The organism is Saccharothrix xinjiangensis, assembly GCF_039527585.1.
Lineage (GTDB): Bacteria > Actinomycetota > Actinomycetes > Mycobacteriales > Pseudonocardiaceae > Actinosynnema > Actinosynnema xinjiangensis.
Genome location: NZ_BAAAKE010000004.1, coordinates 37,256 through 56,999 on the forward strand (window position 1 = coordinate 37,256; position 19,744 = coordinate 56,999).

Here is a 19,744-nt window from a genome sequence, read left to right on the forward strand (position 1 = left end):
CGGCTACCCCTGCCCGTTGTGCTCGGCCTGACCAGCGGCGACCTGGCCGGCCACAGCCTGACCAGCCCCAGCCCCAGCCGCGACCTGCCCGTGCCCCAGCTGCTCGGCCAGCTTCCGCAGCAGGTCGCCCGCCGCGTCCGCGATCACCGTGCCGGGCGGGAAGATCGCCGCCGCGCCGGCCTCGCGCAGCGCGTCGAAGTCCTGCGGCGGGATCACGCCGCCGACCACGATCATGATGTCCTCGCGGCCCGCCTCCGCGAGCGCGGCGCGCAGCGCGGGCACCAGCGTGAGGTGCCCGGCGGCCAGCGACGACACCCCGACGATGTGCACGTCGGCCTCCACGGCCTGGCGGGCGACCTCGTCCGGGGTCTGGAACAGCGGGCCGACGTCCACGTCGAAGCCGAGGTCCGCGAACGCGGTCGAGATCACCTTCTGGCCGCGGTCGTGCCCGTCCTGGCCCATCTTGGCGACCAGGATGCGCGGGCGACGGCCTTCCTCCTCCGCGAAGCCCTCGACGAGCTCGCGGGTGGCGTCCACGTTGGACACGGCCCCCGCCTCCTGCCGGTAGACACCCGTGATGGTGCGGATCTGCGCGGAGTGCCTGCCCCACACCTTGCCCAGCGCCTCGGAGATCTCGCCGACGGTCGCCTTGGCGCGAGCCGCCTCGACGGCCAGCTCCAGCAGGTTCCCCCCGCCGCCCGCGGCGCCGGTCAGCGCGTCCAGGGTCCGGTCCACAGCGGACTGGTCGCGTTCGGACCGCAGCCGCTCCAGCTTCGCCAGCTGCTGGGCCCGCACGCCCGCGTTGTCGACCTTGAGCACCTCGATCCGCTCGTCGACCGCGACCTGGTACTTGTTCACGCCGATCACCGGCTGCCGCCCGGAGTCGATGCGCGCCTGCGTGCGCGCCGCGGCCTCCTCGATGCGCAGCTTCGGGATGCCCGCGTCGATGGCCCGCGCCATGCCGCCCGCCGACTCGACCTCGGTGATGTGCGCCCACGCGCGGTGCGCCAGGTCGTGGGTGAGCCGCTCGACGAACGCGCTGCCGCCCCACGGGTCGATCACCCGCGTGGTGCCGGACTCCTGCTGGAGCAGCAGCTGGGTGTTGCGGGCGATGCGCGCGGAGAAGTCCGTGGGCAGCGCCAGCGCCTCGTCCAGCGCGTTGGTGTGCAGCGACTGGGTGTGCCCCTGGGTCGCGGCCATCGCCTCGACGCACGTGCGGGCGACGTTGTTGAACACGTCCTGCGCGGTCAGCGACCAGCCGGAGGTCTGGCAGTGCGTGCGCAGCGACAGCGACTTGGGGTTCTTCGCGCCGGAGGCCTTGACCAGCTTCGCCCACAGCAGCCGGGCGGCGCGCATCTTGGCGACTTCCATGAAGAAGTTCATGCCGATCGCCCAGAAGAACGACAGGCGCGGCGCGAACGCGTCCACGTCCAGGCCCGCGTCCCGGCCGGCGCGCAGGTACTCCACGCCGTCGGCCAGCGTGTACGCCAGCTCCAGGTCGGCGGTCGCGCCCGCCTCCTGCATGTGGTAGCCGGAGATCGAGATGGAGTTGAACTTCGGCATCCGCCGCGAGGTGAACGCGAAGATGTCGGAGATGATCCGCATCGACGGCTGCGGCGGGTAGATGTAGGTGTTGCGGACCATGAACTCCTTGAGGATGTCGTTCTGGATGGTCCCCGCGAGCTGCTCCGGCTTCACCCCCTGCTCCTCGGCCGCGACCACGTAGAGCGCCAGGACCGGCAGCACCGCGCCGTTCATGGTCATCGACACGCTCATCCGGTCCAGCGGGATGCCGTCGAACAGCTGGCGCATGTCGTAGATCGAGTCGATCGCCACGCCCGCCATGCCGACGTCGCCCGCCACGCGCGGGTGGTCGGAGTCGTAGCCGCGGTGCGTGGCCAGGTCGAACGCCACCGACAGGCCCTTCTGGCCCGCCGCCAGGTTGCGCCGGTAGAAGGCGTTGGACTCCTCGGCGGTGGAGAACCCGGCGTACTGCCGGATGGTCCACGGCTGGTTGGCGTACATCGTCGGGTACGGGCCGCGCAGGAACGGCGCGATGCCCGGGTAGGTGCCCAGGAAGTCCAGGCCCTCGGTGTCCGCGCCGGTGTAGACGGGCTTGACCCCGATGCCCTCGGGCGTCTCCCGCACCAGCGCGTCCGCGCCCTTGCCGGTCGCCTCCTGGAGCGCGGCGTGCCACCGGTCCGCGCCGACCGGGGCGGGCTCGCCCAGCTCGACGTCGGCGAAGTTCGGGATCATCGCGGCACCCCCAGGAAGTCGAACGTGCGCTCCAGGACGTCCAGCGCGCGGCAGCCGGTGAACACGTGCTCGTCGACCCGCGCCTCCGACTTCTTCCCCGCCAGCAGGACGCGTTCGGCGCCGGCCTCGCGCAGGGCCTCCGCGACGGGCGCGGCCAGTTCGGCGTAGCTCTGCTCGCTGCCGCACAGGCACGCGATCCGGGCGCCGCTGGCGCGGAACCGCTCGACGACCTCCTCGGGGGTCCTCGCGGGCCCCGCGTCGGGCGTCTCGATGCCGCCCGCCTGGAAGAGGTTCGCGGCGAACGAGGCCCGCGCGGTGTGCGCGGACACCGGGCCGAGCGTGGCCAGGAAGACCTTCGGCCGCTCGGGGCTGGCGTCGGCGGCGTCGCGCAGCGCCTCGTAGTCCTGGGCGTACCTGATGCGCGGCAGCGGCCGGGACGCCGGAATTGTCGGACCCCTCTGGGAGAATGAATTCAGGGGACCCCCTGCGGGGGACTCCTGCGCAGCGCGTTCGCCGGTCATCTCGCCGGCCGCCTCGCCGGTCGTCCGTGCGGCGCTTCCGCCGGCCGTCTCGCCGGTCGTCTCATCGGTCGTCTGCCCAGCGCGTTCGCGAGCCGTCTCGCCGGCCGCCTCGTCGGGCGCGGGCCGCCGGACCACGGGCTGCTCGGCCAGGTTGGGGAACTCGCTGACGCCGGTGATGGCGTCGGTGCGGTCGGCCAGGTTGGCCCGGCGCTTCTCCCAGGTGGCCGCGATCCTGTCCGCGACCAGGTCGAACGCCTCGGGCAGGCCGCCCACGGCCTCGATCTCCCGGAACCAGGACCACGCGGCGCGCGCCAGCTCGTCGGTGAGGTTCTCCACGTACCAGGAGCCGCCGGCGGGGTCGATCACGCCCGCCAGCTTCGACTCCTCCAGCAGCAGCGACTGGGTGTTGCGGGCGATGCGGCGGGAGAAGTCGTCGGACAGGCCGATGGCGGAGTCGAACGGCAGCACGGTGACCGCGTCGGCGCCGCCGAGGCCCGCGCCGAAGCAGGCCACGGTGGTGCGCAGCATGTTCACCCACGGGTCGCGGCGGGTCATCATCGCGGGCGAGGTGACCGCGTGCTGGAGCTGCGGCGCGGGCTCGTCGACGACCTCGGTGACCCGGGCCCACAGGCGTCGGGCGGCGCGGAACTTGGCGATGGTGAGGAACTGGTCGGCGGTGGCCGCGTACCGGAACTCCAGCAGCCGCACGGCCTCGGCGGCGCTCAGGCCGGCCCCGGTCAGCTGCCGCAGGTAGGCCACGCCGGCCGCGAGCGAGGCGCCGAGCTCCTCGGCGTCGCTGCCGCCCGCCTCGTGGAACGGCAGGCCGTCCACCACGACCAGGCGCAGTTCGGGGAACCGCCGCGCCTTCGGCAGCAGGTCGACGAGGGCGTCGAAGTCGGCGGGCTGCCCGGTGCGCGCCCGCACGCCGAGGGGGTCCGCGCCGACGTTGCCCCGCACCTCGCTCGGCAGCACCGGCCGCTGGTCCCACAGGCGCAGCACCGCGCGCCCCGCGGCGTGGAAGTCCGCGCCCGCGTCGACGACCACGGGCGCCAGGTCCAGGTAGACGTCGGCGAGCAGGTCGTCGTAGGAGGCCGGGTCGAGGCCCTTCAGCCACAGCGACGTGACGCCGTTCTCCAGGTCGGCCATGACCGCCTCGCGGTCCGCGACCCGGTGCTGCTGGCGCACGTCCCAGCCGTCCACCGCGCCCTGCGGCCTGCCCGCCCTGGTGAACGGGGCGAGGCCGGGGAACCCGGCGGCCGGGGCGCGGTCGTCGGCGGTGTAGAGCGGCCGGACGTCGATGCCGTCGTAGGTGGTGGTGATGAGGGACCCGAACTCCGCGCCCGACTTGTCCAGCACGCTTCGGACGAGGCCCAGCCATTGCTCGCGGTCGGGCGCGGGGAACTCCGCGGCCAGCGCCAACTCGCCTGACGGCTCCATCATGCTCCGCAGTGTTACTCAACAGTAGGGTCACGGCTATGTGAGGTGCGACGCCGTGAACGATGCAGATGGCAGTCTTTCACGCTGATGGACGATGGCGCAGTGGAGACCGCAGACGGCGGGGGTAACTCTGGGGTAACCCCTGAAGATCTCGATGGGGTGACCCCAGAGACCCCTGGTGGTACCCCAGAAGGGGTTTCGGGTAGCGGACGGCTCATCGCCGGCCGCTACCGGCTCGAACACGTGCTGGGTCGCGGTTCGATGGGCACGGTGTGGGCGGCGCACGACGAGGTGCTGCGCCGGGACGTGGCGGTCAAGGAGATCCTGCTCCCGCCCGGCGCGCCCGACGGCGAGGCGACGGTGCTGCGCGAGCGCACCCTGCGCGAGGCGCGCTCGGCGGCGGCGCTCGCGCACCCGAACCTGGTGACGCTGCACGACGTGGCGCAGGTCGACGGCGACCCGTACGTGGTGATGGAGCTGGTGCCGTCCTCGTCGCTGGCCGAGGTCGTGCGGCAGCGGGGGCCGCTGACCGACCAGCAGGGCGCGGTGGTGGCGGACGCGGTGGCCGCGGCGCTGGAGGCGGCCCACCGGGCGGGGATCACGCACCGGGACGTGAAACCGGGCAACGTTCTCGTCGCCGACGACGGCCGGGTGAAGCTGACCGACTTCGGCATCGCCCGCAACGTCGCCGAGGCCACCCTGACCAGCCGCGGGATCATGCTGGGCACGCCCGCGTTCATCGCGCCCGAGGTGGCCGCGGGCGAGCCGGTGTCCTCGGCGGCCGACCAGTGGTCGCTGGGCGCGACGCTGTTCGCCGCCATGACCGGCAGCCGGCCGTACGAGGGCGCGAACGTGCTCCAGACGATCAACCAGGTCGTGCACGGCGAGGTGCCGTCGGCCTCGGTGTGCGGCGCGCTGGAGCCGGTCGTGGCGGGGCTGATGGTCCGCGACCCCGCGGCCAGGATGCCGCTGTCCGAGGTCCGGCGGCTGGTGCGCCCCCTGCTGCCGGAACCGGGCGCCGACGTCTTCCCCTCGGACGCGCCCGCCAGACCGGTGGTGAAGGTCGCCCGCCCGCCCGCGGTCGCCCCGGACACCCCGTTGGCGGCGGACCCGGGCCCCCTGCCGTTCCTGCTGACCGCCGCACCGCCCCCTCCCCCGCCCGCGCCCCGGTGGCGCCGCGCGGTCGTGGCCGTGGCGGCGGCGGTGCTGTTCGCGGCGGCCGGCGCCGGCGGTTTCGCCCTGACCAGGGCGGTGGCCGGCGCGCCGCTCCTGCCGCCACCTGCCGCGGCGCTCCACGAAGCCCCGCCGCTGCCGTCGCTGACCGGCGCCCCGCCCCTGCACCCCACCACGGCCTCCGCCGCCACGGCGAACGGCGAGCAGGGCGGCGAGTTCACCATCTCCGTCGGGGCCGGGTGGACCAGCTTCCTGGAGCAGCGGGCCAACCGGGGACTCGTGCCGAGCACGGTCGTGCACCTGGTCGACCCGACCGGGGCGTACGAGGTGGCGGTGCAGCGGTTCCCGGACTACCACCCGCGGCGCGCGGTCGAGGACTACGTCGGGATGGTCCGGTCCCGGTGGGACGGGGACCGGTACTTCGGGGAGGTCGTGGAACCCGCCGACGCGGCCGGCGGCTGGGAGGAGGCGGTCCGGTACAGCTACCGGACGGCCGAGAGGGCGACCGACGTGGACGGGGAGGGAGGCCCCGACCTGCGGCGGACGCGGTACTCGCTGGTGCTGCCGCGGGAGGCGGACCTGTGGGTGGTGGAGGTCGTGGTGCCCACCGAGCAGGAGGAGACGGGGCGGCAGCTGTTCGACGCGATCGCGCCGACGTTCACGGTGGCGGGTTAGCGGTTCCGCCGTGCCACGGCACCACGGGCAGGCGTTCCGGGCGGCTATTAGGCTGCCGGCCGTGACCGCCATCAGTGAGAACACCACCCCCGAGGCCCTGGCCACCGACGCCGCGCGGGCCCTGGCCGAGCGCACCGGGGTGGACAGGCACGACATCGCCGTGGTCCTCGGGTCGGGTTGGCGCCCGGCCGCGGACCTGATCGGGGAGGCCGCCGCCGAGGTGCCCCTGGCCGAGCTGCCCGGTTTCGAGGCGCCCACCGCGGTCGGGCACGGCGGCACGATCCGCTCGGTGCCCGTCGGCGGCAAGAACGTGCTGGTCATGCTGGGGCGCACGCACGGCTACGAGGGCAAGGGCGTGACCAAGGTCGTGCACGGCGTGCGCACCGCCGCCGCGGCCGGGGTCGGGACCGTGGTGCTGACCAACGCCGCCGGCGGCCTGCGGCAGGGCATGTCGGTCGGCCAGCCCGTGCTGATCAGCGACCACCTCAACCTGACCGCGTCGTCACCGCTGGTCGGCGCACGCTTCGTCGACCTCACCGACCTGTACTCGCCGCGGCTGCGCGACCTGGCCCGGGAGATCGACCCGTCGCTGGAGGACGGCGTCTACGCGGGCCTGCCCGGACCGCACTTCGAGACGCCCGCCGAGATCCGGATGCTGCGCGCGATGGGCGCCGACCTGGTCGGCATGTCGACCGTGCTGGAGGCCATCGCGGCGCGCGCCGAGGGCGTCGAGGTGTTCGGGCTGTCGCTGGTCACGAACCTGGCGGCGGGCATCACCGGCGAACCGCTCAACCACCAGGAGGTGCTGGAGGCCGGCCAGGCCGCGGCGAGCCGGATGGGCGGGCTGCTGCGGGAGCTGGTGACCCGCGCATGAGCCTGTCCCCGGCGCTGCGCGACGCGGCGTTCCGCTGGATCGCCGACGACCCCGACCCCGACACCCGCGCCGAGCTCCAAGGTGTGCTGGCCAGGGCCATGGCCGGCGACGCGGCGTCCGCCGACGACCTGGCCGACCGGATGGCCGGGCCGCTGGCGTTCGGCACCGCCGGGCTGCGCGGCCCCGTGCGGGCCGGGCCCAACGGCATGAACCGGGCCGTGGTCGTCCGCACCACCGCCGGGCTCGCCGCGTGGCTCAAGGCGAACGGCCGGACCGGCACGGTGTTCGTCGGCCGGGACGCGCGGCACGGGTCGGAGGCGTTCGCGTCGGCCGCCGCCGGGGTGCTGGCCGCCGAGGGCTTCACCACGCGGGTGCTGCCCGGACCGCTGCCGACGCCGGTGCTGGCGTTCCTGGTGCGCACGCGCGGCGCGGTCGCCGGGGTGCAGATCACCGCGTCGCACAACCCTCCCGCCGACAACGGCTACAAGCTGTACCTGGAGGGCGGCGGGCAGATCGTGCCGCCCGCCGACCGGGAGATCGAGGCGGCGATCCGGGCGGTGCCCGCGGCCGTGTCGGTGCCGCTGTCCGACGACCACGAGACCGTGCCCGACGCCGAGGTGGACGCCTACCTGGAACGGGTCGCGTCGCTGCCGCGCGGCACGGCCCGGGACCTGCGCGTCGCGCTGACCCCGATGCACGGCGTGGGCGGCGCGACGGCCGTGGAGGCGTTGCGGCGGGCCGGGTTCACCGACGTGCGGGTGGTGCGCGAGCAGGCCGTTCCCGACCCCGGCTTCCCGACCGTGGCGTTCCCGAACCCGGAGGAGCCGGGCGCGGCGGACCGGCTGCTGGAGCTGGCCGCGGCGGTGGACGCGGACCTGGCGATCGCGCTGGACCCGGACGCCGACCGGTGCGCGCTGGGCGTCCGCGGGCGCGACGGGTCGTGGCGGATGCTGCGCGGCGACGAGACGGGCGTGCTGCTCGGGTCCCTGGTCCTGTCCACTTCGGACGCCCCGGACCCGCTGGTGGCCACGACGATCGTGTCGTCGTCGCTGCTCAAGTCGATCGCGGCGGCGCACGGCGCCCGGTACGCGGAGACGCTGACCGGGTTCAAGTGGCTGGTGCGCGCCGGCGAGGGGCTGGTGTTCGCCTACGAGGAGGCGCTGGGCACCTGCGTCGACCCCGGGTACGTCAACGACAAGGACGGCATCTCGGCGGCCGTGCTGGCGTGCGACCTGGCGGCCGGGCTGAAGGCGTCCGGCCGGGACCTGCTCGACGCGCTGGACCAGCTGGCCGTCGACCACGGCCTGCACCTGACCGACCAGGTGTCGCTGCGGTTCACCGACCTGAGCCGGATCGGGGCGCTGATGGCGCGGCTGCGGGCCGAGCCGCCCGCCGGCTTCGCGTTCGAGGACCTGCTGCCCGACGCCGACGTCGTGCGGTTGACGCGGGAGGGCACGCGGGTGGTCGTGCGGCCGTCCGGCACCGAACCGAAGCTGAAGGCGTACCTGGAGGTCGTCGAACCGGTGCCCGGCGACCTGTCCGCGGCCCGCTCGCGCGCCGCGGACAGGCTGGCCGAACTCCGCGCTCAGGTCTCCGAGCTGCTCACACCGCGATAGCGAGCAGCAGGCACAGCACGGCGACGAGCAGCGCCCCGCCCGCCACCATGTACGGCCGCTTGGTCGGCGGGCTGACCGGGTTGCGCCGGTGCTCCGTGAACGCGGCCACCGAGATCCGGCCCGAGATGTAGCTGATCGAGCACAGCGCCACCCCCGTGGCCAGGATCATCGTGTTGACGTCCCACGGGCTGTGGTCGACCCCGGGCCACAACGAGATGAAGACCAGCGGCAGGCCGATGAGGCCGACGCTGACGCCCACCCCCGCGCCCCAGGTGATCCGCCGGTTCCGGTTCATCGTGGCGATGCTGCGAGTGTCCATGACTCCCTCCTGGTCACCATTAAAGACGTGCGGGGGCGCGGTCGGTTGCCGGGGCCGGTTCGTCGATCCGGGTGAGGTGGCGGGCGATGGTCCGGGTGGGGTGGCGGCGGAGCGGTGACCAGCGGTTACCGCCCGAGGACGCGGCGCGGTTGCGCCACCGGGGCGCTTTGGGCAGCCTGGCCGGGTGCCCCGACTGCTGATCGTGCACCACACGCCGTCGCCCGCCACGCACGAGCTGTTCGAGGCGGTGGTGGAGGGGGCGACGGACCCCGAGGTCGAGGGCGTCGAGGTGGTGCGCCGCCCGGCGCTGGGCGCGACCGCGTCGGACGTCCTGGAGGCCGACGGCTACCTGCTCGGCACGCCCGCCAACATCGGGTACATCAGCGGCGCGCTCAAGCACTTCTTCGACACGGTCTACTACCCGTGCCTGGACGCCACGCGCGGGCGGCCGTTCGGCGCGTACGTGCACGGCAACCAGGGCGCGGAGGGCGCGGTGAAGGCGATTCGCGACATCACCACGGGCCTGCGGTGGCGGCCGGTCGCCGCGACCCTCGTGCTCACCGGGGCTCCCGACGCCGCCGCGTTGCGGCAGTGCCGGGAGCTGGGCGGCACGGTCGCCGCGACCCTGCTGTGAGACGACCCGAAGCCCTTCGGACCTCGCAGCCCTTCGGACCCGCAGCCTTCCGACCCACAGCCCTCGGGCCCCGTAGCCCTTCCGGCCCACCGCCCTCCGGCCTGCCGCCCTGCCGCCCTGCCGCCCGCCGATCCCGCCGCCCCTTCGGCCTCCTACCTCCCCTACCTTCTCCCTACCTTCTGGCTAACCCAACTCCTCCTACCGGCCGATCAGCTGCATCGTGTCGGCGTTGTAGCGGGTGCCGGCGACCGCGTCGGCGGGCACGGCCGCGGCGATGCGCGCCAACTGCTGCTCGGTCAGCCGGATGTCCGCCGCGGCGGCGTTCTCCTCCAGGTACTCCACCCGCTTGGTGCCCGGGATCGGCACCGCGCCCTGGTGGTGCACCCAGGCGAGGGCGATCTGCCCCGGCGTGACGCCGTGCTCCTCGGCCACCTCGCGCAGGGACTCCACCAGCGCCAGGTTGCGGGCGAGGTTCTCATCGGTGAAGCGGGGCATGTGGGTGCGGCGGACGTCGCCGGCCGCGAAGTCGTCCGCCGACGTGTAGCGGCCGGTCAGGAAGCCCCGGCCCAGCGGTGAGTAGGCCACGACGCCGATGCCCAGCTCGCGACAGGTCGGCGCGACCTCGGCCTCGATGTCCCGCGACCACAGCGACCACTCGGTCTGCACGGCCGCGACCGGGTGCACGGCGTGGGCGCGCCGGATCGTGGCCGGGCCCGCCTCGGACAGGCCGATGTGCCCGACCTTGCCCTCCCGGACCAGCTCGGCCAGCGCGCCGACGGTGTCCTCAATGGGCACGTTCGGGTCGACGCGGTGCTGGTAGTACAGGTCGATGTGGTCGGTGCCCAACCGGCGCAGCGACGCCTCGGCCGCCTGCTTGACGTACTCCGGGTCGCCCCGCAGGCCCCAGTCGGCGCCGGGTTCCCGGACCACGGCGAACTTCGTGGCCAGCACGACCTCGTCCCGGCGGCCCTTGACCGCCCGGCCGATCAGCTCCTCGTTGGTGAACGGGCCGTACATGTCGGCGGTGTCGAGGAAGGTGACGCCCAGGTCCAGCGCGCGGTGGATGGTGGCGGTCGACCCGGCCTCGTCACCGGGGCCGTAGAACTCGCTCATCCCCATGCAGCCCAAGCCCTGGGCGCTCACCTCCAGCGCGCCCAAACGACGTTTCTCCACGGTGTTTCCCCTCCCCTTCGCGGCACCCTGCGCAAGCCCCGCTGTGCAAACCCTGCTGCGCAAGCCCCACTGTGCAGGGCCCGCGAAGGGCGGCCAACGTCCCCGGGACCACTCGGTCAACTACCGGTTCGACAGCTTCAACATCTCCGGCGTGTAGCGCTCGCCGGAGACGGTCGGCGCGGCGTCCTCGATCGCGCGGAGGTCGTCGGCCGACAGCACCAGGTCGGCTGCGGCGGCGTTCTCCTCCAGGTACCGCACCCGCTTCGTGCCCGGGATCGGGACCACGTCGTCGCCCTGGTGGTGCACCCACGCCAGCGCCAGCTGGCCGGCCGTGACACCGCGCTGGTCAGCGAGCGCCCGCAGCGCGTCGACGATGGCGGTGTTGCGGGCGAAGTTGTCCCCCGAGAAGCGGGGCAGGCCGCGACGCATGTCGTCGGCGGCGAGGTCGTCCACCGACGTCACGCGACCGGTCAGGAACCCGCGCCCCAGCGGCGAGAAAGGGACGATGCCGATGCCCAGCTCGCGGCAGGTCGGCAGGACCTCGGCCTCGATGTCCCGCGACCACAGCGACCACTCGCTCTGGAGGGCGGTGATCGGGTGCACGGCGTGGGCGCGCCGGATCGTGGCCGCGCCCGCCTCGGACAGGCCCAGGTAGCGGACCTTGCCCTGGTGGACCAGCTCGGCCATCGCGCCGACGGTCTCCTCGATCGGGACCTCCGGGTCGACGCGGTGCTGGTAGTACAGGTCGACGTGGTCGGCGCCCAACCGCCGCAACGACGCCTCGACGGCCCGCGCGACGTAGGGCGCGTCACCGCGCGGACGCCGGTCGGGGTCGCCGAGGGCGAACTTCGTGGCGAGCACGACCCGGTCCCGGCGGTCCCCGATCGCCCGGCCGACCAGCTCCTCGTTGGCGCCCGCCCCGTAGACGTCGGCGGTGTCGAGGAGGGTGACGCCCAGGTCCAGGGCGCGGTGGATGGTGGCGATGGACTCGACCTCGTCACCGGCGCCGTAGGACTGGCTCATGCCCATGCAGCCCAGCCCCTGCTTGCCGACGCGGAGTTCTCCCAGCTGGGTCACGCGGTGATCCCTTCCACGGTGATCCCTTCGACGAAGGTGCTCTCGATCTGCTCGTAGTGCGTGATCTTGTACTCCAGCACGTCGAGGCACGACTGGAGTTCGGCGATGCGCTCGCGCACCGAGGTGCGGTGCTCGTACAGCATCTGCTTGCGGCGGCTGGTGGTGGCGTCGCCGCGATGCCTGAGCTGCGCGTACTCGCGCATCATGCGAATGGGCATGCCGGTGGTGCGCAGGCGGGTGAGGAAGACCAACCAGCCGAGGTCTTCGTCGCTGTAGGTGCGCCGCCCGCCCGAGTCCCTGGCCGGCGGGTCGACCAGACCGATGCGTTCGTAGTAGCGCAGCGTGTCGATCGACAACCCGCTGCGCTCAGCCGCCTGGGCGATCGAGTAAGTCACGGTGTTGACCGTAGGAGCTGGAGTGCACTCCAGGTCAACCCGGTTCAACCGCCCGATGCGCTCAGCCACCCGACACGATCACAGCGCCCGGCACCCGGCACGCTCAGCACCCGCGACACCCACGAGCCACACCCACCTCCGGCCAACTCACCACCCTCCGCCTGGAGCCGCACCGCCTGGGCCTCGTCCGACACCGCAGCGGACAGGCGCGGCCATGCTCAGTCAGGCACGGCCAACCGCCGACGAGCACGATCAGGCCCGGACAACCGTGAACAGCCACGATCAAGCTCGGCAGGCTCGGCCAGGTGTTGGAATCGCTCTCACAGAGGAGCCGGATGACGGTTCCGGCGGGCAGGACGACCGCCGGGTCGGTCAACCGCAGGTCGCGGGCCGCCGGACCGGTAGGTCGGGCCTTCGACGACGAGGCGACGTGGTGTCCTGTCGCCCGCTGCGGGGTGCTGCGTGGTCCGGAGTGCCGGGTGGTTCGGAGTGCTGCGTGGTCCGGAGTGCCGGGTGGCACGGCCTGACGCTTGGTCCGGCCTACCGCGTGCTCTGGCTCGACCTACCGCGCTTGGCCTGGTCCGGCCTACCGCGTGGTCTGGCGCAGTGCGTGGTCAGGAGCGCCGCGTGGCGTGGCCTGCTGCGCAGTGCGACGTGACGCCGACACGAGCACCGGTCGGTTCGCGCGTGACCGCCGGGCATAGTTGTCGAATATTCAACCAGTGGAGGCGCGCGCTTCTCCGCGCCAGGTCCCAGGGCCCACGTGCTCGCGAACCCACCCGCGACCTGTCGACGCGCGACTTCTGTGCGTCACCCCTGCGCGTCGTCCTGCGCACTGCCTCTGCGCATCACCTCTGCGCGCCACCTCTGCGCGCGGTCAGTCCTCCTTCGGTTTGGGCATGCTCCACGCCTCCAGGTGTGCCGCCATCCCGGGCACGTCGATCTGCTCCCTGCCCAGCGCCCGCACCAGGTCCAGGGCCTCGTCCTCGTCGGCGTCGATCCACCAACCGTTGATGTCGCACAAGGTCACAGCCGCCACCCAGCCCAGGCGCCAGTTGCCCTCGGAGAGCGGGCGCGTGCGCACGATCGAATCGAGCAGGGCGGAAGCTTTCAACCAGAGCGTGTCGTACGCCTCGACCCCCAGCACTGTCGCCCGGGGGCGGTGGGCTGCGGAATCGAGGAGACCTAAGTCGCGCACGACGAGGTCTCCACCGGTGACGGCAGTAGCCAGCACGAGCAAGTCGCCGGCGTCGAGGTAGTTGACCACTGCTTGACGCGCTCCCTGTCCCTGGGGGCGGGAGCCGTGGCCGTAGTGCGGCCTCACCGCATCCGGGCAGCATCTACCGCCACTACCCACCTCCTCAGGTCCGTGTCGCCTCCCCGCCCGAACGGCGGCGAGGATGGTGTCGGCCGCGTTGTGCACCGAAGCGCAACCAGAACGCGACCCGATCTTCAACGGCGCACCATACCGGTGCGGTCTCGATCGGCGTGGGCGTTCGCACGGGTAACAGGGCGGCAAGCGGGAGCGGGGGTCGTTGAGCTGCATGGATTGATCGTATCGAACATGTGTTCGAACGAGGAAGGTGTAGCGCCGAGCGGCACCCGAACGTGTGCACGGGTGCGGGAAGCCGCAACCGTCAGGCTGACCCGAGCCGGTCCAGCAGACCCCTGTACTTGGGGAGCACGCGCCCGAGCACCTCGGACAGCTGCTCCTCCTTCTGCAACCGGGCCCAGCGCTCGGCCAGCGCCAGGCGCACGACCTCCTGCTTGGAACGCCCCTCGGCCGCGGCGAGCTCGTCGAGCCGCCGGTTCTCCTCGTCGCTCAGACGCAGGGTCATAGCCATGGGAAATGACGGTACCAACTTGATACCACGTTGACCAGACCAAGTTTTATAACGTTGTTTTGATACGATCGGGCCGTGCCACGACCGAAAACCCACGACGACGCGCTCCGCGTCCGCCTGCTCGACCGCGCGGGCGAGTTGCTGTCCACCGAGGGACCGGGCGCTTTGAGCTTGCGCAGGCTCGCGGCGGATGTCAACACCTCGACCACGGCCGTGTATTCGCTGTTCGGCGGCAAGTCCGCCCTGCTGAACGCCCTGTACGACGAGGCGTTCCGCCGTTTCGGTGAACGCGTCGCGGCGGTGCCCGAGACCGACGACCCGGTGGAGGACATCGTCCGGATGGGCCTGGTCTACCGGGACAGCGCGCTGGCCGACCCGCAGTTCTACCTGGTGATGTTCAGCAAGGTCGTGCCGAACTTCGAACCCGTCGCGGAGAGCCGGGAGGCCGCCAACCGGACGTTCCTGCCGCTCGTGCGCAACGTCGGCCGCGCGGTGCGGGCGGGCCTGTTCGTCGAGGTGCCGCACGAGGACGTCGCACTGGCCCTGTGGGGACTGGCGCACGGCCTGGTGAGCCTGGAGATCAACGGCAACCTGCCGCCCACCACGGAGGTCGCACCGGTGTACGAACGGGCGATCCGCTCCCAGGTGGGCGGCTGGCGCAGGTAGAACGGCCGGCGCAGGTGATGGGCGGCGGCGCGGGCAAAAGGGTGGGGCCCGGGGAGGCGGCCGCCGCGAAACCTCCCCGGGCCCCGGTGGACTGCCCTTGTCAGGACAGTCCGCTGGTGAGCGCCTTGATCAGCTCGCCGTCGGCGGTGTCACCGTCGAGGGACCAGATCATCGCGCCGCCGAGGCGCCGTTCCGCCACGTAACGGCCCTTGCGCTTCATCTCGGTGGGGTCGTCCCAGGTCCAGAAGGTCGTGCCGTCGAACAACCACGCGTGACCGGCCTTGGGGTCGCGGTGCACGGTGAAGTTGCCCAGCTGCGCCTTCAGGACGCGGTAGTCCTCGTAGCCGGCCTCGTACGTCGCCGGGGCGGGCCCGGTGGCGTCCTGGAACAGGCCGTTGTTCGCGTTGGTCACGCCGGTCCAGCCGCGGCTGTAGAAGGGCACGCCCAGCACGACCTTGTGCTTCGGCGCGCCGTTCTTCAGGTAGTGGTCGACGGTGACCTGGGAGCTGAACGGCAGCGGCGCCGGGTCGCCCGCGGGGGTGCGGAGCGAGGACTGCTGGTTGGTCTGCGGGTCCCACGAGCCGTGGAAGTCGTAGCCCTGGACGGTGCCGAAGGTCAGCAGCCCGAACACGCGGGCGACCTCGAAGCCCCGGTCGATCTGGCGCGGGTCGGCGGGCAGGAACGCGGTCAGGTCGTAGGCCTCGCGGGTGCGCCAGGTCAGCCTGCCCAGCTGCTTGCGGTACTCCACCAGCAGCGCGGTGAAGTTCTGCTTGTCCTCGGGTCGCACGACGTTGCCGGGCGCGGCCTCGGAGGAGGGCCACTCCCAGTCGAGGTCGATGCCGTCGAAGATGCCGGCCGCCGCGCCGGGCGCGAGGCCGGGCAGGTTGCCCTTGAGCCACATGTCCAGGCAGGACGCCACGTGCGCGGCGCGCGACTGGGGCGTGAGGGCCGCGTTGGAGAAGTACTTCGAGCCGGTCCAGCCGCCGAGGGAGATGTTGACGCGCAGCTCGGGGTACTTGGCCTTGAGCTGCTTGAGCTGGTTGAGGTTGCCCGACAGCGGCTGGCCCTCCACGTCGGCCTTGCCGTTGACGCTCTGCTCGGCGGAGAACGGGCGCTGGTAGTCGGCCCACGGGTCGGAGCTGACGCACTTGCCGGACTCGTCGAGGAACCCGAACGCGTAGTTCAGGTGCGTGAGCCTGGGCGCGGTGCCGTTGGTGACGAGGTTCTTGACCAGGAAGTTGCGGTCGTAGCCGCTCCACTGGGTGTAGTACCCGACGGTGCGCGTCTTGGCGTGCCCGTGACCGTGCCCGCGGTCGTTGTCGTGCGCGGCGGCGTGCGGGGCCAGTGACGCGGCGATCGCGGTGGCCAGGAGGGCGGGGAGCACCCATCTCCTGCTCGACATGCTTCTCCTCGCGGGGTGCGGCGGCTCACTTCGTTGTGGTCTGGACCACGGTAGTGATGAGGTCTAGACCATTGCTACGGCTGAACGGCGCAATCCGGACCGTCGGCGCGTTGCAAAAGTTTGCATGTGCGCGCCGGGGCACCTCCGCGCTAGCTTCGGTGCTCAAGTTTGAACACCGATTCACCGGGGGAAATGATGACGATCCTGGTCACCGGGGCGACCGGCACCATCGGCGGCGCCGTGGTGCGGCAACTGGCAAAGCGAGGCGTGCCGGTCAAGGCGCTGACCCGCAACCCCGACCGGGCCGACCTGCCGGCCGGCGTGGAGGTGGTGGCGGGCGACCTGACGCGGCCCGGCGAACTGCCGCTGACCGGCGTGACGGCGGTCTTCCTGGTCGCCGTGCTCGGGGCGGAGGACCCGGCCACGCACGTGGCGGCGTTCCTCGAACACGCCCACGACCTGCGGAAAGTGGTGTACCTGTCCAGCAGCGCGGTCACGTTCGAGCGGCCGGGCAGCTACGAGGAGCACCAGGACGCGGAACGCGTGATCGAGCAGTCGGGCGTGGTGTGGACGCACGTCCGGCCCGGCGAGTTCATGAGCAACAAGCTGATCTGGGCGCGGGACGTCAAGGCCGGGGACGTGGTGCGCGCCCCGTTCCCGGACGCGGTCGGCGCGCCCGTGCACGAGGACGACGTGGCGGAGGTCGTCGTGCACGCCCTGCTCGACGAGGGGCACGGGGGCAAGGCCTACACGCTCAGCGGGCCGGAGGCGCTGACGCACCGGCAGCAGGCCGAGGCGTTCGCGCGGGGGCTCGGGCGGCCGATCGGCTTCGAGCGGTTGACCTACGGGCAGGCGCGGGCGGCGCTGATCCGCCACGAGGGGCTGCCGTGGGACGTCGCCGAGTACCTGATGGGGTACATGGCGCAGCACAACGAGGAACCCGCCGTGGTCACGCCCGACTTCGAGCAGGTCACCGGCAGGCGCGGCCGGACCCTGGCCGAGTGGGCCGCCGACCACGCCGCAGCCCTCACCTGACCGGCGCGAGTCGAACGCCCAGGACCACCGTGTCGAACGCCCAGGACCCCCGAGTTCTCCGTTCAGGGGTCCGGAACGTACGACACGACGGGTCTGGGCGTTCGACTCGCGATGGGTCCGTGATCTAGACGGCGCCGTACTGGCGGTCGCCGGCGTCGCCCAGGCCGGGGACGATGAAGCCCGAGTCGTTCAGGCGCTCGTCGACGCTGGCGGTCACCAGGCGGACCGGCAGGCCCGAGCTCCCCAGGTGCTCGATGCCCTCGGGGGCGGCCAGGCAGCAGATCGCGGTCACGTCCGTGGCGCCCCGGTCGGTCAGCAGGCGGATCGTGTAGGCCATGGAGCCGCCGGTGGCCAGCATCGGGTCCAGCACGAACACCGGGCGGCCGGCCAGGGACTCCGGCAGGGACTCCATGTAGGGGGTGGGCTGGAGGGTCTCCTCGTCGCGCGCCAGGCCGACGAAGCCCATCTGCGCGTCCGGGATCAGCTTGTGCGCCTGGTCGGCCATGCCCAGGCCGGCCCGGAGGACCGGCACCAGGAGGGGCGGGGTGGCCAGGCGGTACCCGGTGGTGCGGGCGACAGGCGTGTGCACGCGCTGCTCGGCCACCGCCGCGTCGCGGGTGGCCTCGTACACGAGCATCACGGTCAGCTCTTGCAGCGCGGCGCGGAACGCCGCGTTGTCGGTGCGGGCGTCGCGCATGGTGGTCAGTCGCGCCCGTGCCAGCGGGTGGTCGACAACGAGGACGTCCATGGTCGAACAGTATGTGGCACCCCCGGCCGGTGCCCGACGGCTCCTCACCCGCTGTCGCGGCCGGTCGAGCTGTCACGGCCGGTCGAGCGGCGGCGGTCCGAGGTGGGCGGGTCGGACCCCCGCCACCCGGAGATCCGCCGCTTGGCCCCCGATGAACCGCCGCCCGGGGTAGTAGCGTCGTCGACGTGGCTGATCACGTGCGGATCGGGGTCCTGGGTGCGGCGCGGATCGTGCCGGCCGCGCTGGTCAGACCGGCGCGTTCCACGAGCGCCGTGGTGGTGTCGGCGGTGGCGGCCCGGGACGCCGGGCGGGCGCGGGAGTTCGCGGACCGGCACGGGATCGCCCGGGTCCACGACGACTACGAGGCGTTGTTGGCCGATCCCGACCTCGACGCGGTCTACGTGCCGCTGCCCAACGGGTTGCACGGGCGGTGGACGTTGGCGGCGCTGGCGGCGGGGAAGCACGTGCTGTGCGAGAAGCCCTTCGCGGCCAACGCGGAGGAGGCCGCGCGGGTCGCGGAGGCCGCCCGGAACAGCGGGCTGGTGGTGATGGAGGCGTTCCACTACCGGTACCACCCGCTGGCGGCGCGGATGGCGGAGGTCGTGGGCGAGCTGGGTGAGCTGCGGCACGTGGACGCGCGGTTGGCCTTCCCGCTGCCCCGGTTCTCCGACATCCGGTACTCGCTGGAGCTGGCGGGCGGCGCCCTGATGGACGCCGGGTGCTACCCGGTCAACCTGGTGCGGCTGCTGGGCGGCGGTGAGCCGGAGGTGAGGTCGGCGCGGGCGCTGCTCAAGGGCGACGGCGTCGACCGGGCGATGCGCGCCGAGCTGAAGTTCCCCGGCGGGCACACGGGGACCGTCGTCGCGTCGATGTGGTCGCGCACGGTGCTGAAGGTGACCGCGAAGGTGTTGGGCGCCAACGGGGAGATGCGGGTGGTCAACCCGTTCGCGCCGCAGGCGGGCCACCGGTTGGCCGTGCGGCTGAAGGGGCAGCGCAGGGTCGAGCGCTTCGACCGGCGGCCGTCCTACGAGTACCAGCTGGAGGCGTTCGCGGACGCCGTGCTGCACGGCAAGCCGTTCCCGACCACGGCGGACGACGCGGTGGCCACCCTGCGCGTGATCGACGACATCTACCGGGCGGCCGGGTTGCCGGTGCGCCTGCCGAGCTGAGCGAACCGGTTGGGGCGAACCTGTCGTCACCTGCGGCCCCGCCTCCTAGACTCACCCGGGTGAGCGACGAGCTGGTGCCGGACCCCCGTCAGATGCGCGCCTCGGACGCCGACCGGGAGACGGTCGCGCAGGTGCTCCAGCAGGCCCACGGGGAGGGCCGCCTCGACCTCCACGAGCTGGACGAGCGCCTGGCCGCCACCTACGCCGCCAGGACCTACGGCGAGCTGGTGCCGCTGACCGCCGACCTCGGCATGCCCTCGCCCGCGCTGACGCCGATGGCGCTGCCGGCGGACGGCAGGCGGAACCTGCCCGCGTCCCGGGTCGGCGGCACGCCGGGCTCGGCGGTGTCGATCGCGTTCTGGTCCGGGGTCGAGCGGCGGGGCGAGTGGGTCGTGCCGGCCACCCACAACGCGGCCGCGATCATGGGCGGCGTGGTGATCGACCTGACCAGGGCGCGGTTCGCGCAGCAGGAGACGACCATCAACGCCTACGCGATCATGGGCGGCATCGAGGTGATCGTGCCGCCGGAGGTGACCGTGCGGGTCGACGGCGTCGGGCTCATGGGCGCGTTCGAGGACACCACCCACAAGGGCGACCCGCCCATCCCCGGCGGCCCGTCCGTGCGGATCACCGGGCTCGCGCTGATGGGCGCGGTCGAGGTGAAGCGGCCGAAGAAGAAAAAGCAGAAGAACCGCGAGATCACGGACTGACCTGCGGGAACGTCGTCGCT

The 19,744-nt window shown here is 72.8% G+C and carries 18 protein-coding genes; 8 read left to right on the plus strand and 10 right to left on the minus strand.

The window, feature by feature from the left end; all coding sequences use genetic code 11:
* Positions 1-3: 3 nt before the first annotated feature.
* Entirely contained in the window at positions 4-2,256 is a 2,253-nt protein-coding gene (gene scpA / locus ABD223_RS10795; protein WP_344035931.1) for a methylmalonyl-CoA mutase, read from the minus strand.
* On the minus strand, positions 2,253-4,214 hold the full coding sequence (locus tag ABD223_RS10800; RefSeq protein ID WP_344036378.1) for a methylmalonyl-CoA mutase family protein: 1,962 nt from the start codon (positions 4,212-4,214) through the stop codon (positions 2,253-2,255). The genes scpA and ABD223_RS10800 overlap by 4 nt, the downstream gene beginning before the upstream one ends.
* A gap of 159 nt (positions 4,215-4,373) precedes the next feature.
* On the opposite strand from ABD223_RS10800, the gene ABD223_RS10805 reads away from it, so the two are divergent.
* The 3 genes from ABD223_RS10805 to ABD223_RS10815 all read left to right on the plus strand — a co-directional run bounded on the left by ABD223_RS10805 (position 4,374) and on the right by ABD223_RS10815 (position 8,552).
* Positions 4,374-6,062 carry a serine/threonine-protein kinase gene (locus tag ABD223_RS10805; protein ID WP_344035932.1) on the plus strand — a complete coding sequence of 563 codons (1,689 nt, stop codon included), beginning with the start codon at positions 4,374-4,376 and terminating at the stop codon, positions 6,060-6,062.
* 61 nt (positions 6,063-6,123) lie between these two features.
* Entirely contained in the window at positions 6,124-6,936 is an 813-nt protein-coding gene (locus tag ABD223_RS10810) for a purine-nucleoside phosphorylase (RefSeq protein ID WP_344035933.1), read from the plus strand.
* Positions 6,933-8,552 (plus strand): phospho-sugar mutase, encoded by a 1,620-nt coding sequence (locus tag ABD223_RS10815; RefSeq protein ID WP_344035934.1) that lies wholly within the window; start codon positions 6,933-6,935, stop codon positions 8,550-8,552. The genes ABD223_RS10810 and ABD223_RS10815 overlap by 4 nt, the downstream gene beginning before the upstream one ends.
* On the opposite strand, the gene ABD223_RS10820 is transcribed toward ABD223_RS10815, so the two are convergent.
* Entirely contained in the window at positions 8,539-8,871 is a 333-nt protein-coding gene (locus tag ABD223_RS10820) for a hypothetical protein (protein ID WP_344035935.1), read from the minus strand. The two genes, ABD223_RS10815 and ABD223_RS10820, sit on opposite strands and share 14 nt — an antisense overlap.
* Before the next feature lie 184 nt (positions 8,872-9,055).
* Here ABD223_RS10820 and ABD223_RS10825 point away from each other — a divergent pair, with 184 nt between their 5' ends.
* Positions 9,056-9,505, plus strand: coding sequence for a flavodoxin family protein (locus tag ABD223_RS10825; protein WP_344035936.1), 450 nt, complete (start codon positions 9,056-9,058; stop codon positions 9,503-9,505).
* A 198-nt stretch (positions 9,506-9,703) separates the two neighbouring features.
* On the opposite strand, the gene ABD223_RS10830 is transcribed toward ABD223_RS10825, so the two are convergent.
* The 5 genes from ABD223_RS10830 to ABD223_RS10850 all read right to left on the minus strand — a co-directional run bounded on the left by ABD223_RS10830 (position 9,704) and on the right by ABD223_RS10850 (position 13,994).
* Positions 9,704-10,678, minus strand: a complete 975-nt coding sequence (locus tag ABD223_RS10830) for an aldo/keto reductase (RefSeq protein ID WP_344035937.1) — start codon at positions 10,676-10,678, stop codon at positions 9,704-9,706.
* A gap of 120 nt (positions 10,679-10,798) precedes the next feature.
* Positions 10,799-11,707: an aldo/keto reductase gene (locus ABD223_RS10835; protein WP_344036379.1), complete on the minus strand. Its 909-nt coding sequence runs from the start codon at positions 11,705-11,707 to the stop codon at positions 10,799-10,801.
* A gap of 44 nt (positions 11,708-11,751) precedes the next feature.
* Positions 11,752-12,150 (minus strand): MerR family transcriptional regulator, encoded by a 399-nt coding sequence (locus ABD223_RS10840; protein ID WP_344035938.1) that lies wholly within the window; start codon positions 12,148-12,150, stop codon positions 11,752-11,754.
* 877 nt (positions 12,151-13,027) lie between these two features.
* A complete protein-coding gene (locus ABD223_RS10845; RefSeq protein ID WP_344035939.1) occupies positions 13,028-13,417 on the minus strand; it encodes a type II toxin-antitoxin system death-on-curing family toxin in 390 nt (129 codons plus the stop codon).
* 370 nt (positions 13,418-13,787) lie between these two features.
* Entirely contained in the window at positions 13,788-13,994 is a 207-nt protein-coding gene (locus ABD223_RS10850) for a type II toxin-antitoxin system VapB family antitoxin (RefSeq protein WP_015105038.1), read from the minus strand.
* 75 nt (positions 13,995-14,069) lie between these two features.
* On the opposite strand from ABD223_RS10850, the gene ABD223_RS10855 reads away from it, so the two are divergent.
* The gene (locus tag ABD223_RS10855) at positions 14,070-14,660 is read left to right on the plus strand and encodes a TetR/AcrR family transcriptional regulator (protein WP_344035940.1); all 591 of its coding nucleotides are present in this window, start codon (positions 14,070-14,072) and stop codon (positions 14,658-14,660) included.
* 100 nt (positions 14,661-14,760) lie between these two features.
* Here the strand turns inward: ABD223_RS10855 and ABD223_RS10860 are convergent, their stop codons facing one another.
* Entirely contained in the window at positions 14,761-16,062 is a 1,302-nt protein-coding gene (locus ABD223_RS10860; RefSeq protein ID WP_344035941.1) for a glycoside hydrolase family 18 protein, read from the minus strand.
* A gap of 192 nt (positions 16,063-16,254) precedes the next feature.
* Between ABD223_RS10860 and ABD223_RS10865 the strand changes: the two genes are divergently transcribed.
* On the plus strand, positions 16,255-17,097 hold the full coding sequence (locus ABD223_RS10865) for an NAD(P)H-binding protein (RefSeq protein WP_344035942.1): 843 nt from the start codon (positions 16,255-16,257) through the stop codon (positions 17,095-17,097).
* Between the two features lie 124 nt (positions 17,098-17,221).
* On the opposite strand, the gene upp is transcribed toward ABD223_RS10865, so the two are convergent.
* Positions 17,222-17,845 (minus strand): uracil phosphoribosyltransferase, encoded by a 624-nt coding sequence (gene upp, locus ABD223_RS10870; protein WP_344035943.1) that lies wholly within the window; start codon positions 17,843-17,845, stop codon positions 17,222-17,224.
* Positions 17,846-18,030: 185 nt separating this feature from the next.
* On the opposite strand from upp, the gene ABD223_RS10875 reads away from it, so the two are divergent.
* Together ABD223_RS10875 and ABD223_RS10880 are read left to right on the plus strand one after the other, a co-directional pair.
* The gene (locus ABD223_RS10875; protein ID WP_344035944.1) at positions 18,031-19,014 is read left to right on the plus strand and encodes a Gfo/Idh/MocA family protein; all 984 of its coding nucleotides are present in this window, start codon (positions 18,031-18,033) and stop codon (positions 19,012-19,014) included.
* 59 nt (positions 19,015-19,073) lie between these two features.
* Complete coding sequence (locus tag ABD223_RS10880) at positions 19,074-19,724, plus strand: DUF1707 SHOCT-like domain-containing protein (protein ID WP_344035945.1); 651 nt, start codon at positions 19,074-19,076, stop codon at positions 19,722-19,724.
* Positions 19,725-19,744 lie beyond the last annotated feature (20 nt).